Origin of the sequence: Bacteroides nordii (assembly GCF_019930665.1) — a bacterium.
Classification (GTDB): Bacteria; Bacteroidota; Bacteroidia; order Bacteroidales; family Bacteroidaceae; genus Bacteroides; species Bacteroides nordii.
On sequence record NZ_CP082886.1, the window covers coordinates 4,134,561 to 4,147,819 of the forward strand.

Consider the following 13,259-nt stretch of genomic DNA (forward strand, 5'->3'; position numbering starts at 1 on the left):
AAGATAATCAGAAGTTGACTATATAGTGCTGTTTTATCTTTGTTTTATCAAAGAAAAGAATTCCCACGTCATAAAGATCAAATGTAATGCCTACTTTATCATCGGTTTTCAAGCGTTTCCAAAGCTGTTTCATCGCTCCGGAATAATGTATGCCACCGATAACAAAAACACTTTGCTGCGTAGAACGGGCCGCACAGATGCGAAATACCTCTTCTACAAAAGATGGATCCTTCGCCTTATGAATATAGAGGAGATCAACCGGCACACCTGCCTCCAGAAATAACTCGGAAAGCTCCGAAGCAAATGTATAATCGACCGTTGCTTTTCCGGATTGCAGATAGAGCGAGGAGGAGGAAGGTACGCCTGCGTCTACAATAGTATCGGGCTGTACTCTGTTGACCAAGCGGAACAGCAGCCGCTTCACTTTCCGGGATTCACTTTTCCAACCCTTACCGTGATTCCGTTTCTGTTTCTCCTCTTCCGCTTCCAGTTCTTTATAAGCATAGTAAGGTGTTTTCTCGTAAATGAGGCAAGTAATCAGCTCAAAAGCAAAGGGGGAATGTACTCCGTATCCGCAACGATGGCGAATGCGGGAAAGCCAGATAAAAGGACGTTTCAAAGTCAGTATAAGATTCATCGTTTGCTATATTGGAATTTTCATGCAAAGATATAGTTTTTTCGGCTCAGTTGTAATTCTTGGGGGATTAAGTTTTGTCAAGTCCCCTCATGCATATACCTTTGCTAGCCTAAAAAGGAAGAAGCTCATATCCACTACTCCTCTAAATGATGCCCTAAATGCTTTGATTTTAGCATTAAATGCTTCCGCTGCTGCATTTGTACTCCTGTTCACAAAGAAGTTCAAAATCCTTTCATAATGGTTCTCAATAGAGTTTGCCACTGTTGTGAATGTATCGTATCCATATTCTTCAATCTTATTATACCATAGTGCCAGCTTTGCTCTTGCTACATCCTTGTCATAGTTTGTGGAAAAGATCTTTCCCAACTCCAATGAGTAGTCTTAATATCTTCAAACTGCTTGAAAAGTAATTCTGCCCTGATTTTCTGGCTCTTGGTCCATTTATCAGGTGATTTAAATAATAAATATCTGCTTCTGGCTAATAATTGCCTGAGTGTATCTCCGTTTTCGAGTTCTTCTGCTTTATGTACTTCCCCCTTCTCTTTTGCCGCTTTCATGGCTTTATTCTCCTCTTTTATCACTTGCCATCTATATGTAATACGCAACTCTTGTACCGCTTCGTATACAAGTTTTTGTACATGAAACCTATCAATCACCTGCATGGCACGTGGAAAGCACGTTTTCGCAATCTTTTGCATGCTCCCTGCCATATCCAGTGTAATTTCTTTGACTTGATTACGCAGCTCCTGTGGCATCTTTGTAAGTACCGCAATGATATCATCGGCTTTAGTGCCCTGAATTACAGCTATAATAGAACCTTTCCTACCTCGCTTATCTCTATTTATTAAGATGGTATAAAGATCTCCCTTGCTCAAAGCCGTTTCGTCAATACATAGGCGATAACCCATATTCTTTGGATAAAGGATATACTCTTGGGCATGTGCTCTCTGATCCCAATTCTGGAAGTCACTCAGGTGATCTTTATATTGGCTTTGAAGCTGTTTGCCATCCATACAGTAATGCTCTGCTACACTTTGGCAGCTAACGGCGTGATTATCTAAGTAATTCTTTTAAAAAAGCACCGAACTCAGCGGTTATGCGAGTACCGGTGGCTACCAAACTCCAGTCACGACTATATGTCTGCCCTGTGGATGGATCTTCCCAGCGACGACGCTTGATACGTAAATAAACGGCTTTACCACGGATAGGGAAGTCCTGAACTTCAATCTCAGGGAGGAAACCTTTTGAGTGAAGATGTAGATCTGAGTACTCAGAAGGAATAGTGGCTTTCTCCTCTAAATAAAGAATAAAGCAAGTATCCTGAGAAACATGATTGACTAGGGTAAAGTAATCAAGGATTCCTGAAGGCAAGAACAAGCTTAAAGAAGCAACAGGATCAATCGTTTGGGAAGAGGATGTTTTCATGATGCAAAAATAAGAATTTTAACGCAATCCCCCAAGGTTTCAGACTGAGCCGTTTTTTCGTTTATCATCCAGCCTGAACCCCAATAGACTCTAAGCAAAAAAAATGAGCCGACTCGTTTGCAACCGGGCCGACTCATTTATTAAATCATTTAAAAGACCTTACTGTAATCTGAACGTCACAGGCACTGTGTATTTCACTCTGACCGCTTGGTTTCTCTGCATTCCGGGAGTCCATTTCGGCATAGCTTTAATAACACGAAGCGCTTCCTTATCCAGATAAGGGTCTACACTACGTACTACTACAGGGTCGGTAATTGTTCCATCTCTGTCAACAACAAACTGGATAATTACTTTTCCCTGAATCCCTTGTTCCTGAGGGACCACAGGATACTTAATGTTTTTGTTCAGGTATTGGAACAATGCTCCGTCTCCACCCGGAAACGCCGGCATCTTTTCAACAAGAACAAAAATTTCATTCTCGACTGGCTCGTTTTCTGGTTCTACCACAACCGGTTTGTATTTTATCACAACCGGGTCCCTTAGATCCTCAGAGCCTATAATCACTGCATCTGCTTCCAAATCGGTATCATCAACTATTTCGAGCAATTCTGCCACTTTCATAGCGGGTGGTGGAGGCGGTTCCAGCTTCTCTTCAGGATACGTAATAGGGAGAAGTGTCTCAACGAAAACGGGTTCATCGGCGAGCGAGCCGGTAGCAACTTTGATGTCATGTTGTGTCCATTCGAACGTAACGAACATGAAAGCAAGCACTACAACAAAACCCACAAGCAACCAAGTGCCGCGTTGGCTCTCAATCGCTGCTCTTTTGGATTTCTTTACTTCCATAAAAAATGAATTTAAGTAATTAATAATAGAAAATATATATAGTATATACTATCTCTTGCTCAGATTACTTAACGCGCTTTTTTATTTGTTGTGAATATAGCATTTTTACCGATAGGGTGTTCATTGTCAAATGATTATTTAAGAAATAAGTGCGTTATTTTCTTAAAATTAAGCTAAAAACAGTATCTTTGCCTCAGAGAATATAAACTTTTGATTTTATGGAGACAAAAAACAAAGCCTGGAAAACCCTCAGCAGTGAATATATCTTCCGTCGTCCCTGGCTTACCGTACGCCAGGATGAGTTCTTGCTACCCACAGGTAACCGTATTCCGGAGTATTATATTCTGGAATATCCGGATTGGGTAAATATGATTGCGATCACCCGCGACGGACGCTTTGTTTTTGTACGACAATACAGACCCGGAATTGCGCGAACATGTTATGAACTCTGCGCAGGAGTATGTGAGAAAGAAGATGACTCTCCACTCATTTCGGCACAACGTGAACTGCTGGAAGAGACAGGATACGGCAATGGAAACTGGCAGGAATATATGGTAATTTCTCCGAATCCCAGTACACATACCAATACCACATATTGCTTTTTAGCCACAGACGTGGAACTCATTTCATCGCAGCATCTCGAAGATACCGAAGATCTGACAGTACATCTGTTCACACTGGAAGAGGTGAAACAACTGTTACTGGACAACGAAATAATTCAATCATTACATGCTGCACCGCTTTGGAAGTACATAGCAGAACAACGACTTACCTGAAAACGCCTCAACGAATAGCAGATATGAAAAAAACAATCACGACACTCTTGCTCCTGTCACTCTCACTCCGTATGACGGGACAAATCGACTATCTGGAACCGATCAAAGACTACTCTAAGTATAAGAGTGAATTAAGCGGATATTATAGCAATGTACTCTCACTGCTGAGTACAGGACTGAGCAAAAAGCCCTACGCCTGTTATGCAGTGATCCCCTCCTTTTCGCCGGAATATACAGTATCAGCAGAAACAAAAAACGGTAAATATTATCTGATTTCAAATACATTGTCTCAAAATAGTTGGCAGGCTGAAAAAAGTACAATAAAAGTAAATACAAAATCTACAGAAATAAGCAAAACACTCTATCAGGCATTAGGCGAACTCCTGCAGATGGCTACTCTTCAAATTCAGGACATGGACGGCTCAACAACAGGACTGGATGGAACGACTTATTATTTTAGTACTACCAATGGTAAGGGAGAAGTTCTGACCGGAAAAAAATGGTCGCCGGACAGAGCCACATTAATGGGGCGCCTGGTACAGATCTATGAATCAGTCTATGCACTGTCGACAGGGAAAGCCATTCCGGAAAGTCTTATTATAAACGATGCCAGGATCTTATTAAAAGATTTGCAGGAGAGAAGTAAAGCCTTTCCCGATGAATATAAGCAACCTAAATACGCCGGAATCTTTCCTGCCGGTCTGTGGCAAAGCATAGAATCGGGCAGAGAGTTGGAGTCTGTTCCTGAATTTCCTGATTATACACCCGAGAGTTATACAGCGAAACATCTGATATACCCTCCAACCCTGTTAGCTAAAGCAGCAAAAGGATACGCCTTATGCCAATTCACAATCAACAGAGAGGGAGAGGTTATTAATGCACACATATTGAAATACTCCCATTCTGAGTTCGCAAACGAAGCGTTGAGAATTGTTAAGAGTATGCCTAAAGCGGTTCCGGCTATGTCTGAAGGTAGTCCGGTGGCATGTAACTATGTACTTTATATCCCTTTTCGTCCCACACTTGCCCGCCATTAACAAAAAGATAACGTAACGATAACAATGCGATAACATACTAATGAGTTTGAGTACCCTACCTTTGCAACATCAAAAGGAACAAAAACTTAAAAAAATAAATAGTATGAACGCAACAGTTATTCTTTCAGCAGTAATGGCAATGGCTACATCAGTAGCTTCTGTATCAAATTTCGCCTACAACAGTGAAATTAATAATGGTAAAGTAGAATCGCAAACCGTATACGAAGTACAAAACCAGAAGTATCTGCAGCCTCATCTAAAGTATAACTATACGTATGACGAGCAGAATCGCCTCATACAAAAAGAAGTGCTGAAATGGAATAAGCAAGCGCAAAAGTACGATAAAGACCGCTGCCTGACCATAACGTACGGTACTGACGAGACAGCCGTTGAATATGCCTCCTGGAATGCCAAAACAAACGCCTATTCAAATATTAAAGAAAAAGCTGTATATCGTGAAAATGCAATGGGAATGGCCGAAAACTATCAGAGTTATGCATGGAATGAGCGACAGAACGAATGGAACCTGGTAGTAGAACATGCTACACTCAATTGGGAAGAGGCACTACTAACGATGAAATAAAAAGATCCGGGAAAAAGACAATTTGTCATGATTTAAAAATATAAAATTACAGATCGTCTCGTTCCTCGTAGAGAAGCGACCCGTTCTTCTACGAGGAACGAGGCGATCTCCGTAGAGAAACGACCTGTTTCTCTACGGAGAAAAACAATGGTTAATAACACGCTATATATCAGCCTGTTACAAAACCAGTTATTTCACTGCAATTTGTCACAATACATTACCTCCACATTCCACTCATTCTCACCTCATGTTTAATGAATCTACGAGCGCGGATGCAACATATGAAGCGGACGAACAGAGTTATCACTGATCCGGAAAAGAAAGAAGTAAAGGTGCAAAAAAAGGAAACTTAAAAAATGACATTAAAAAGAAAATAGCTGTTCAACAATGACCAAACAAAAAAATAGTAACTTTGCAGATAATGTAAGCATTGGCAATAATAAATGAATGTATCTATGAAATTCCTACACATCAGCAGTTTATCACTCTTCTTGTTAAGTACCATAACGATGGAGGCTATGGCCCAGATCAACCAATTGGATCCACCTGTTATGGGTTGGAGTTCATGGAACACCTATCGTATTCATATCAACGAAGCGTTGATCAAGAAACAGGCCGATGCAATGGTCAGCCAAGGTTTGAAAGAAGCCGGCTATCTGTATGTAAATGTAGATGATGGTTTCTTTGGCTGGCGTGATGAAAACGGAAAGTTACAAACTCATCCCGAACGTTTCCCCAATGGCTTAAAGTGTGTAGCCGACTATATTCATTCCAAAGGTTTAAAAGCGGGCATTTATTCCGATGCCGGAAGTAATACCTGTGGTTCTATTTGGGACAAAGACCCCAATGGTGTTGGGGTAGGATTGTATGGACACGAAAAGCAGGATGCCGACCTGTTCTTCAACGAATGGGGCTTCGACTTTATCAAGATAGACTACTGTGGTGCAGGACAGTCATTGGCATTGGAAGAACAGAAGCGTTATACCGAAATTCGTCAGGCTATTGATGCGGTTTGTAACCGGAATATTTCATTAAACATCTGTCGCTGGGCATTTCCCGGGACATGGGCCAAAGACCTTGCCCGCTCATGGCGTATCAGTGCAGATATCACTCCCAAATGGGAATCCATCAAATATATTATCGGCAAAAACCTGTATTTATCTGCATATGCCGGAGGCGGACATTATAACGATATGGATATGCTGGAAATTGGTCGTGGGCTGAAACCGGAAGAAGAGGAAGTACACTTCGGTATGTGGTGTATCATGAGTTCACCGTTACTTATCGGTTGTGACCTAACAACAATCCCAAAATCTTCTCTGGAATTATTGAAAAACAGAGAACTCATTGCACTCAATCAAGATCCGTTAGGCTTGCAAGCCTATGTAGTACAACATAAGAATGGAGGGTATGTACTGACGAAAGATATGGAACAAAAACGAGGCAAGGTACGTGCAGTGGCATTCTATAATCCTTCTGACACAATTTGCTCTTTTTCGATACCAACAACACAACTCGAATTGGGAGGAAAAATAAAAGTACGTGATTTAATAAAACGCCAATCAGTCGGCACCGTTACCAATAAGTTGGTATACGAACTCCCCCCTCATAGCGTAAAAATACTTCGCCTGGAAGCCGAACAACGCCTGGAGCCTACCCATTATGAAGCAGAATGGGCATATCTGCCATGCTATAACGATTTGGCTATGCATCCCAGGAATATTCTCTATGCCCCACTCAAAGATGCATCAGGAGGCATGATTGTACGTTATCTGGGCGGACAGGCAGAAAATTATGCCGAATGGAACGAAGTATACAGTGAAAAAGGGGGACGGTATAAATTACATATTTCTTATGTCCCGGGTGCAGACCGCAAACTGGAAGTCGAAGTAAATGGCAAAAAAACGATACTAAAAGATCTACAAACCGATGACTCAAAAGGTATGGCAATCATCACATTACCTGTAGAATTAAAAGTCGGGAATAATGTAATACGTATGTGCAGCCCCTACTGCTGGGCACCGGATATAGATTGTTTCACGTTAGAGAAAGACATCTAAACAGGATTAAACCGTAAATAGTATCCTCACAACACATACTTCATCCCCAGATGAGTCTAATATAGCATAGTCCCCCACTTTGCTTATTTCCTTCAAATTCATACGGCAATAAGCATATAAAGAAGAAATAGCAATTTTTTCTCCTGACAATACCTTTCCCGCTAATTCATCTGTATTACCACCAAATTGTATCTTATGTTTTATTTCCACTTCTAAAAGCACTAAATATTACGAGGGATAGAAAAGAAAAAGCGGAGAGAGTTTTTCAACTTTCTCCGCTTCAGTACCCAGACCCGGTACAAGCCATAGAAATCATAGGAAAATAAAAGAACATATCTTCTTTATTATCAATCACTTGTATATTTCCTATTTTCTCTATTTTTGCCATATTTTGCCCATTTTCCGTTATTCAGTACACTTTTAGTACACTTTGAAATATCATTTTCTTTTGTACCTTTGCAATATCGGAAAACAAAAGAAAATCAACTATTTAGCGTAATCATCCGGTTATGGTACCTAAATCGGGATAAAACCTCTAAACAATGGCAAAGTTAGAAAATAAAACGAAAGAAAACCCCAAGTTAGAACAAAATAAGCTCTCGGATGGTAGAATTAGCCTTTACTTAGAGTATTATTTAGGTAGAGAGGAAAAGCCCGTATTAGATAAAAACGGCAATCAAGTGTACTATGATAGTGGAAAGATGCAAGGTAAGCCCAAGTTTGCAGTAAAGCACAACAGGCGAAAAGAAAACCTTAGTCTGTATCTGATAGATAAGCCCCGTACCCCTGCAGAACGTCAGCAGAACAAAGAAACGTTGGAGCTTGCTACAAAGATACGTGCGGAGCGTGAACAGGAGTTTAAAGAAAGTATGTTGGGCTATCGGTTAAAAAAAGATAGAACGGTCAATTTCTTAGACTATTTCCAAGCCTATATCAACAGTTATACCAAGAAAGATATTCGCATGGTACAAATTGCACTTAGCCGTTTTAAGGACTTCTTAAAAGAGCAATACCCCATGAATGAGTTTAGTATCAAACCGGAACTTATCACCAAAGAAATGATGGAGCAGTTTGTAGCCTACCTGCAATCCCGAAGTGTGGGTGAAGGGGCTAAAAGCATTTACCAGCGTTTCAAGAAAGTTATTCGATATGCGATTGACCACGATGTAATGTTGAAAGACCCATGCAAAAGTGTTACCTGCAAAGTGGATAGCCAAATGCTTCGGAAAGATGTTCTTTCTCCCGAAGAAATACAAAAGTTGGCGGCTTGCCATTATGACAACGAGAACCCGAATGTCAGACGTGCTTTTATCTTCTGCTTATACTGCGGTCTGCGTTTCTGTGATGTAAAAGACCTTACCTATAAGAATGTGGATTACGCTAATCGGTTATTGAAATTTGAGCAAAGTAAGACAAAGGGACATTCTGCCAGTAGTGGTGTAGTTATTCCCCTGAATGATGGTCTATTGTCTATCATTGGTGAAGCCCCGGCAGATAAAAACTGCTTGATATTCGATTTACCTACTTACGAAAGCTGCTGTAAATCAGTAAAACGTTGGGTAAAGAGAGCCGGAATAGACAAACATATAAGCTGGCATTGTGCCCGACATTCGTTTGCCGTGAACATTCTGAACAATGGGGCAAATATCAAAACCGTAGCCAGCCTTTTAGGGCATAGCGGATTGAAGCATACGGAGAAATACACCCGTGCGGTGGATAAATTGAAAGAGGAAGCAATAAACAGCTTGCCCGAACTAAAGTTTTAACCATAAAAGACTTATCTTTGTAACTATGAACTTTGAAGCATTAGTAAAACATATCAGCACGATACAGAACACGTTGCAGGCACAAGCCGCACACGCTGTAAACCTTGCCCTTACTTCCCGTAACTGGCTTATGGGGTGCTATATCGTGGAGTTTGAGCAGAACGGAGAAGACCGTGCCGCCTACGGTGAACAATTGTTGAAAAAACTGGAACAACGACTGAAAACAAAAGGTCTGAATGAACGTAGATTCCGTGAATTTAGGCGGCTGTACCTCGTTTATCCACAACTAAAAGAACCTGTTACACAATACATTGCATCACAAATTCAAATTCGGCAGTCATTGACCGCCGAATTCACTGAACCAATTCGGCGGTTGGTGACCGCCGAATCTGAAAATGGCGTTTGGAAACTATCAACAGAATACCCACAAACCGAAACGTGGATGATTCCGGCTGATAGATTATTCAACAGATTATCTTCCACCCATTTAAATACCATATCGGGAATTGAGAACCCGGTAAAACGTGCTTTCTATGAAATGGAAACCATGCGTGGCTGCTGGTCTGTAAAGGAGTTAGAGCGACAAATCGCATCTTTATATTACGAACGTAGCGGACTATCCAAAAACAAAGAAGCCCTCTCCGCTTTAGTCCAGCAACAAGCAACCTTATTACAACCTAAAGATGTTATCAATACCCCTGTTACTTTGGAGTTCTTAGGGTTGAATGAACGTGCATTAGTGACGGAAAACGATTTGGAACAATCCATTCTTGACAACTTGCAACGCTTCCTATTGGAAATGGGACATGGCTTCTGCTTTGAAGCCCGGCAAAAACGCATCTTGATTGATGAAGATTATTTCTTTGCCGACCTTGTGTTCTATCATCGTATTTTGAAATGTCATGTTATTGTAGAATTGAAGATAGACAAGTTCCACCATGAGTATGCTTCGCAACTAAATATGTATCTGAACTATTTCAAAGCGGAAGTGATGCAGCCGGATGATAATCCACCTATCGGTATTCTGCTTTGCACTGAAAAGGGAGATACATTAGTAAAGTATGCCACTGCCGGATTAGACCCAAATATCTTTGTACAGAAGTATAGGATAGAACTTCCAACAGAAGAAGAAATAAAAGAGTTCATTTCTTCCTCAAACTATGAGAGTTACAAACTTTAAAATTGGCGAAAAGAAAAGGTTATTTCTTCTTTCGCCAGCATATACTTTCAGTCAATAGAAATAAGTTTAGTTCGTTTTGGATATATATACAAAAGCACAAACTAAACTCACAATAAAGTGGATTAAAAAAAGAGAAGATGTTTTGATAAAGTCAGAAATCTATTTTTGCTTTTTGAGAGAACAACTCACGAAGTTATTCTATATTTTAATTGCAATTAGTTTATAGTATGGAAGATTTTAACTCACAATATGCCAACCATTCGAAATTAGAACAGCTAAAGCAGTTCATTTTGGAACATGGCACTTATATCGAACTCAAAAAGGGTGAACAATTCACTATTCAAGGCAAAGTGAATCATCGGGGGGCTTATATCGAACACGGCTTATTGAGATATACTCGTGTGGACGAAAAAGGGAATATACATATAGTAGGATATACTTTCTCTGGAGAATTTACAGGAAGTTTATGCACACTTATAGCACCTGATCAACCGTCATTAGTAACAATTGAAGCCGTTTGCGATACAAAGATTTGTTATATGCCCTATTCAAAAGTAGAGGAGTTCTTTGCTGCAAATGTAAAAATCATGCAACTAAAATGTACGCTTGTCGAACAATCATACTTGTTGATGTATCATAGATTGTTGGATATGTACTGTAAAACTACGGAAGAACTGTATCTTGATTTATTGAACAGATGCCCCGACATTCAAGAGTACATTACGTTGAAAGAAGTGGATTCTTTCTTACAAGTCACACCGGAAACAGTTAGTCGCATACGCCGCAAACTGGAGAAATAGCTTACAATAATGAAAGAATTTAATTCTTATCTCAACAATTTGGACTATTCCCTTGTAAAAGATTTATTTGCGAGAAAAGGGATATTGCGTACTTACCATAAGAAAGATTTCTTTATCCGACAAAATGAGGTGAAACGTTTTGCCGGTTGGGTGAAACATGGCACATTTCAATATACGCATATTGACGAAGAAGGAGAAGAACACATTGTAGGATATGCTTTTACCGATGAATTTGTATGTGACTATTCTTCTTTTATGAGAAGTTGTCTGTCAGCAGTAAGCATTCAAGCGTTAACAGACTGTTCTGTCTATGAAATATCACGCCATGATATTATAGAATGTTGGGAAACGAATATGGAAACTCAACGATTAGGAAGATATGTAGCTGAAAATCTATATGAAATGGTGTATGAACGATTGCTCGATTCGTATTGTACACCTGAAATACGATATCAAAGACTAATGAAACGTTGTCCTGACCTTAAAGATACTGTACCCTTGAAAAGCATAGCTTCTTTCTTAGGGGTTACTCCTGAAACAGTTAGCCGCATACGCCGCAAATTGGAGAAATAGCCAACTTTTTAACATTCATTATAAAGGGGTCTTGACAATTGTCAAGACCTTTTTTCTTTATTCTGCCGTATTTTGCCATTTTAAGAAATCAATGTTCAATTACTTAAAATAACAGCAAAATGAAGAAACTATTCACCATGTTTACAGTTTTCATGATTTTTCTATTTGCCATTTGCTTCTTGACAGCTTGCGAGAAGGAAACGCATGACGGTATAGACTATTTCAAATCAAAATGTACGGCAGAATTAAACGGTCTGCAACTCATCAACCAAACTCCTTTCCACTCTCCATTTAGTCCGGATAGCCCTCAAGCGACGCCTTACTTTCTTCACGACGAAGATGGCGCCTTCTTCATGAGTGATTTAGGCATCGACAGGAAAAGCATGGCTATCTATATGGTAAGGATAAACCTTTATGTCGATACGCCGGAAGTCTATCTGCACGAGGAACAGACAATCGAAAAAATAGAGATTGAATATATCGATCCCTCCATGATGCGTTGGGAATACCTCAATTATTGTCAAGACAACAAAGTGTCATACGCTTTGATAAACGGTGAAATCGTAAAGAAAGGAACGTTCCGGATTCTCTCCTGTGACAAGGAGCAAGGTCGGTATGAAGGTTCCTTTTCCTTAGTATTTAGCGAAGGTACGTTCAATGGAACTTTCTGGATTGAGTAAATAATCTCAAAAAACATAGATAAGTTTAACCGCTTGTCCATTTTTTGAAAAAAGAAGCTACATCGTAACGAAAGAGCAAAAACGCAAAGCTAATCCTGCTTTTTTTCACCAATTTTGGGATGCAGAGGTTTTGAAAGATTTAAATAAGGATAAATATTTTAGCACTTGAAATCGGATTATGAAGTACAAACATATAATTTTCGATATTGATGGAACAATGTTAGATTCTGCATACGCAGACCTCATGGCATTGCAAAAAGTTATTTGGGAGTTTCTAAATAAAAAATATGAAATTTCTGATTTATATTTTGCGTTAGGGATTCCAAGCGAAGTGGCATTAAAGCGATTAGGCTTCAAAGACGTAGCAATGGCAGGTAAACTATGGAATAGCTATACAAAAGAGTTGTCGCATACTATGAAGCTATTTGATGGTATAAAAGAGTTACTCATAGAACTTAGCGGTAAGGGAGTTGAACTTGGTATTATCACCTCGAAAAGTAGAAGTGAATATCTTAGTGACTTTATTCCATTTGGACTTGATTCATATTTTGACACAGTGATAACGGTAGAAGATAGCATATTGCCGAAGCCTTCCGCTGCACCTATGTTATCTTATCTGATAAAAACCGGAGTCAGTCCGCAAGACATAATTTATATCGGAGATACTCTGTATGATTGGGAGTGTGCAAAAAATGCCGGAGTGGATTTTGGTTTAGTGATGTGGGGAAACCCTCATGTTGAACAGATTGATACTATCTATTCTTTCAAAACTCCTGAGGAAATATTGAGTTTTTTAATTAGTGACAATCCAATATAGAAAAAACAGAAAAACAGAAAATAGCATTAGTGCTTTCCACCGGGGGAGTAAGATAATGAAAAAGATTGGTAAAATAATT

The 13,259-nt window shown here is 39.7% G+C and carries 14 protein-coding genes and 1 pseudogene; 10 read left to right on the plus strand and 5 right to left on the minus strand.

Features of this window, described 5'->3' with window-relative positions; all coding sequences use genetic code 11:
* Positions 1-7: 7 nt before the first annotated feature.
* The 4 genes and pseudogenes from K8P02_RS16310 to K8P02_RS16325 form a co-directional block, all read right to left on the minus strand.
* Positions 8-637, minus strand: coding sequence for a hypothetical protein (locus tag K8P02_RS16310; RefSeq protein ID WP_025867450.1), 630 nt, complete (start codon positions 635-637; stop codon positions 8-10).
* Positions 638-805: 168 nt separating this feature from the next.
* Positions 806-1,650, minus strand: a pseudogene (locus K8P02_RS16315) (ISAon1 family transposase); the annotation flags it as partial.
* A gap of 40 nt (positions 1,651-1,690) precedes the next feature.
* Positions 1,691-2,062 carry an ISAon1 family transposase N-terminal region protein gene (locus K8P02_RS16320; protein WP_007483771.1) on the minus strand — a complete coding sequence of 124 codons (372 nt, stop codon included), beginning with the start codon at positions 2,060-2,062 and terminating at the stop codon, positions 1,691-1,693.
* A gap of 159 nt (positions 2,063-2,221) precedes the next feature.
* On the minus strand, positions 2,222-2,908 hold the full coding sequence (locus K8P02_RS16325) for an energy transducer TonB (RefSeq protein WP_025867451.1): 687 nt from the start codon (positions 2,906-2,908) through the stop codon (positions 2,222-2,224).
* 218 nt (positions 2,909-3,126) lie between these two features.
* Here K8P02_RS16325 and K8P02_RS16330 point away from each other — a divergent pair, with 218 nt between their 5' ends.
* The 4 genes from K8P02_RS16330 (at position 3,127) to K8P02_RS16345 (ending at position 7,364) form a co-directional block, all read left to right on the plus strand.
* Positions 3,127-3,684, plus strand: a complete 558-nt coding sequence (locus K8P02_RS16330) for an NUDIX hydrolase (RefSeq protein ID WP_195350157.1) — start codon at positions 3,127-3,129, stop codon at positions 3,682-3,684.
* Positions 3,685-3,707: 23 nt separating this feature from the next.
* Positions 3,708-4,721 carry an energy transducer TonB gene (locus K8P02_RS16335; RefSeq protein WP_195350156.1) on the plus strand — a complete coding sequence of 338 codons (1,014 nt, stop codon included), beginning with the start codon at positions 3,708-3,710 and terminating at the stop codon, positions 4,719-4,721.
* A gap of 103 nt (positions 4,722-4,824) precedes the next feature.
* Positions 4,825-5,304 (plus strand): DUF3836 domain-containing protein, encoded by a 480-nt coding sequence (locus K8P02_RS16340; RefSeq protein WP_025867452.1) that lies wholly within the window; start codon positions 4,825-4,827, stop codon positions 5,302-5,304.
* 509 nt (positions 5,305-5,813) lie between these two features.
* Positions 5,814-7,364: an alpha-galactosidase D gene (locus K8P02_RS16345; RefSeq protein ID WP_223382437.1), complete on the plus strand. Its 1,551-nt coding sequence runs from the start codon at positions 5,814-5,816 to the stop codon at positions 7,362-7,364.
* A gap of 6 nt (positions 7,365-7,370) precedes the next feature.
* Here the strand turns inward: K8P02_RS16345 and K8P02_RS16350 are convergent, their stop codons facing one another.
* Positions 7,371-7,574, minus strand: coding sequence for an ASCH domain-containing protein (locus tag K8P02_RS16350; RefSeq protein WP_025867453.1), 204 nt, complete (start codon positions 7,572-7,574; stop codon positions 7,371-7,373).
* 332 nt (positions 7,575-7,906) lie between these two features.
* On the opposite strand from K8P02_RS16350, the gene K8P02_RS16355 reads away from it, so the two are divergent.
* From K8P02_RS16355 to K8P02_RS16380, 6 genes are all read left to right on the plus strand, one after another.
* Positions 7,907-9,130 (plus strand): site-specific integrase, encoded by a 1,224-nt coding sequence (locus tag K8P02_RS16355; protein ID WP_008776926.1) that lies wholly within the window; start codon positions 7,907-7,909, stop codon positions 9,128-9,130.
* A gap of 25 nt (positions 9,131-9,155) precedes the next feature.
* Positions 9,156-10,310 (plus strand): PDDEXK nuclease domain-containing protein, encoded by a 1,155-nt coding sequence (locus K8P02_RS16360; RefSeq protein ID WP_025867454.1) that lies wholly within the window; start codon positions 9,156-9,158, stop codon positions 10,308-10,310.
* A gap of 227 nt (positions 10,311-10,537) precedes the next feature.
* The gene (locus K8P02_RS16365; protein ID WP_008776928.1) at positions 10,538-11,110 is read left to right on the plus strand and encodes a Crp/Fnr family transcriptional regulator; all 573 of its coding nucleotides are present in this window, start codon (positions 10,538-10,540) and stop codon (positions 11,108-11,110) included.
* A gap of 9 nt (positions 11,111-11,119) precedes the next feature.
* Positions 11,120-11,683, plus strand: a complete 564-nt coding sequence (locus tag K8P02_RS16370) for a Crp/Fnr family transcriptional regulator (RefSeq protein WP_008776929.1) — start codon at positions 11,120-11,122, stop codon at positions 11,681-11,683.
* A 119-nt stretch (positions 11,684-11,802) separates the two neighbouring features.
* Positions 11,803-12,363, plus strand: coding sequence for a hypothetical protein (locus K8P02_RS16375; RefSeq protein ID WP_008776930.1), 561 nt, complete (start codon positions 11,803-11,805; stop codon positions 12,361-12,363).
* Between the two features lie 178 nt (positions 12,364-12,541).
* The gene (locus K8P02_RS16380) at positions 12,542-13,180 is read left to right on the plus strand and encodes an HAD family hydrolase (RefSeq protein ID WP_025867456.1); all 639 of its coding nucleotides are present in this window, start codon (positions 12,542-12,544) and stop codon (positions 13,178-13,180) included.
* Positions 13,181-13,259: the final 79 nt, after the last annotated feature.

Coding starts and splice junctions, on each gene's coding strand:
- K8P02_RS16310 (WP_025867450.1), bottom strand. CDS start 637: ATGAATCTTATACTGACTTTGAAACGTCCTTTTATCTGGCTTTCCCGC.
- K8P02_RS16320 (WP_007483771.1), bottom strand. CDS start 2,062: ATGAAAACATCCTCTTCCCAAACGATTGATCCTGTTGCTTCTTTAAGC.
- K8P02_RS16325 (WP_025867451.1), bottom strand. CDS start 2,908: ATGGAAGTAAAGAAATCCAAAAGAGCAGCGATTGAGAGCCAACGCGGC.
- K8P02_RS16330 (WP_195350157.1), top strand. CDS start 3,127: ATGGAGACAAAAAACAAAGCCTGGAAAACCCTCAGCAGTGAATATATC.
- K8P02_RS16335 (WP_195350156.1), top strand. CDS start 3,708: ATGAAAAAAACAATCACGACACTCTTGCTCCTGTCACTCTCACTCCGT.
- K8P02_RS16340 (WP_025867452.1), top strand. CDS start 4,825: ATGAACGCAACAGTTATTCTTTCAGCAGTAATGGCAATGGCTACATCA.
- K8P02_RS16345 (WP_223382437.1), top strand. CDS start 5,814: ATGGAGGCTATGGCCCAGATCAACCAATTGGATCCACCTGTTATGGGT.
- K8P02_RS16355 (WP_008776926.1), top strand. CDS start 7,907: ATGGCAAAGTTAGAAAATAAAACGAAAGAAAACCCCAAGTTAGAACAA.
- K8P02_RS16360 (WP_025867454.1), top strand. CDS start 9,156: ATGAACTTTGAAGCATTAGTAAAACATATCAGCACGATACAGAACACG.
- K8P02_RS16365 (WP_008776928.1), top strand. CDS start 10,538: ATGGAAGATTTTAACTCACAATATGCCAACCATTCGAAATTAGAACAG.
- K8P02_RS16370 (WP_008776929.1), top strand. CDS start 11,120: ATGAAAGAATTTAATTCTTATCTCAACAATTTGGACTATTCCCTTGTA.
- K8P02_RS16375 (WP_008776930.1), top strand. CDS start 11,803: ATGAAGAAACTATTCACCATGTTTACAGTTTTCATGATTTTTCTATTT.
- K8P02_RS16380 (WP_025867456.1), top strand. CDS start 12,542: ATGAAGTACAAACATATAATTTTCGATATTGATGGAACAATGTTAGAT.